The organism is Microbacterium sp. Bi128 (genome assembly GCF_918698205.1).
In genome coordinates this window covers 1-2,047 of the sequence record NZ_CAKKMM010000923.1, presented here as the reverse complement: position 1 = coordinate 2,047, position 2,047 = coordinate 1, and the positions used below count along the sequence as shown (strand labels likewise).

Genomic DNA, 2,047 nt, shown 5'->3' with positions numbered 1-2,047 from the left:
ATACCCGTGGGCTCAAAGCGCGCGGGCATGATGAGGCGACTTTTCAAGACATCGGCGAGCCCGACTTTCTCATCTACCCGATGGCTCCGCAGAGGTCCAGGGCAGTGTCTTGGAAAGCTGTTGTTTTCCAAGACAGCTTTTTAGGAGGTTCTGCATGTCTGTTCCGGCCAGTACGTTCAACCAGGACCACTGCGACGGCCTGATTTAGGACCACATGTGAGGGGGCTCGACTGTCCCGGAAATCGGAAATCACTCTTGGAAACGGTGTCCCGGGGAGCCGGTCAGCACATATCGGTTTAGTCGACGGCCTGGCTGCCTGGCGCTGGCGACGACTTCCTTGACGGTGAGGACTTTCCGCGGGCTCATCCAGCCTTGGGAGGGTTTGTGCAGCGCGTATCCGCCTCCGATAGTTACAGCGGCATGCTGCGCCAACCCCCTGGGAGAGCGCCAGACGAGCACGGTACCCGGGTCCTTGTCCTTTCCGCCCACTTCAGCGGCCGCGGAAAGCCAGTCCTCGAAAGGCTTCTGAAGCATCCAAACGTCAGCAGCTTCCGCTCGACCAGCTGCCGCCATCACCGTCCCGAAACAGTTCGGGCCGCTGGCGCGAGGGAAAGTGCCCGCCAGCGTCCTAGCCCCCGGCAGAATCGCACGGGCGTTATCCCAGACGTTTTCGGGGACCTCTAGGTGCCTGCTGGGCCGTCGGCCGAAGCGAAGGTAGGCGCCGAGGACAGCTTCCTGATGTCCCTCCAGCAACGAGGGCCACCACACAAAGCGATGCCCGTCAGCCTGCGTCGACACTCGGGTGCGTACGTCCGCCGGGGCGCTTCGAACGGAGGGGATGGCTCCCCGTGCGAGGCAGATCTGACTCCGAACGAGGTCCGACCTGGCTGAGCGCCCCAGGTCATTGAACTCCTCCTCGCCGATCAGGATGCAGTCGAGCTCGTCCGGCACATTGTAGATTTCGAAGGTATCCCTGAGTTCGGCGGGGAGTTCTTCGCTCAAAGGCGCTATCCCGAAGGTCTCCGCGCCGCCCTTCGGGATCAGGAACGGCTGGTGCGTCGGGGCAAACCAGGCCGCCTGCCTGACCGCCAGTTGAGGTCCTATCTCGATGCCGAGTGAGAACACACCGCGCCACCTTCCCCGCCATGAGGCTCGCGTAGCTTCGCCGAGCCCAGCTGCTGTTCCAGACATCCTATGACCCGTCGGGACTAGACAGCGCTTACCGGCACGGCCCCTCGGAATACCCGCCTCCGCTAATCGCCATGTAGTCCGGACGACAGCGAGAAGAAGACTGTACCCATTTCACATATGCCTGGTCAGAGCTCTCTAACGAGACCGGATCAGCCACACTAATGAGGCGTGTGATGTACTCGCTTGATGTCCGCACTTGAGATTGAACGCCGCCAGGACCCCGCTTCCGTAGATCGAATCTTGCGCTCCTTACCAGGCTGGTTCGGCATCGAAGAAGCCATTCTCAACTATGTTGACAGTGCATCGCGGCGGGACTCATTTCTCGCCGTGATGCGCGGCGAAGTCGTGGGGGTTGCACTTGTGGATCGCCACTTCCCGGAGTCCGCTGAGCTGGCACTGATCGCAGTGCACGCCGGCCGCCGCGGCGCTGGTATCGGAGCCTCTCTCGTCACGGCGGTCGAGGAGGTACTCGTCTCCGATGATTGCGGGCTGCTTCAGGTCCATACCGTTGGTCCATCCTTCGAGGACGACGCTTACGCCCAGACCAGGGCTTTCTATATTCGGTCGGGATTCTTGCCGCTACAAGAGTTCAATCGGATCGACTGGGATGGCCCCACGCTGGTCCTGGTGAAACCGCTCGCCAGATGACATGCCCGAGGGGCAAGCTGTGCGGGCGCTGGGTAGTTAGCAGGCAGGTTGAAGCGCGTGGTGAGGCATCAACCGGCCGGCGTCAATACCGTGATGTGCAATCCAATACCCTGTAGATTCTCCGCATGTTCCACTCCTGATCAGCGCGGGCTCACGCCGCCCCACGGAAAGCATCAGCTACGTCGAATGGAACCCTTAGGCCTTGCGA

General features: G+C 61.5%; 2 protein-coding genes. One reads left to right on the top strand and one right to left on the bottom strand.

The annotated features are described in order from the left end of the window. Positions 1-249: 249 nt before the first annotated feature. A complete protein-coding gene (locus LQV45_RS28055) occupies positions 250-1,125 on the bottom strand; it encodes a hypothetical protein (RefSeq protein WP_230010199.1) in 876 nt (291 codons plus the stop codon). A gap of 252 nt (positions 1,126-1,377) precedes the next feature. Here LQV45_RS28055 and LQV45_RS28050 point away from each other — a divergent pair, with 252 nt between their 5' ends. Continuing rightward, complete coding sequence (locus LQV45_RS28050) at positions 1,378-1,839, top strand: GNAT family N-acetyltransferase (RefSeq protein ID WP_230010198.1); 462 nt, start codon at positions 1,378-1,380, stop codon at positions 1,837-1,839. Positions 1,840-2,047: the final 208 nt, after the last annotated feature.

Bases quoted from the DNA above. Each gene is read 5' to 3' on its own strand.
- LQV45_RS28050 (WP_230010198.1), top strand. From the start codon at position 1,378: ATGTCCGCACTTGAGATTGAACGCCGCCAGGACCCCGCTTCCGTAGAT.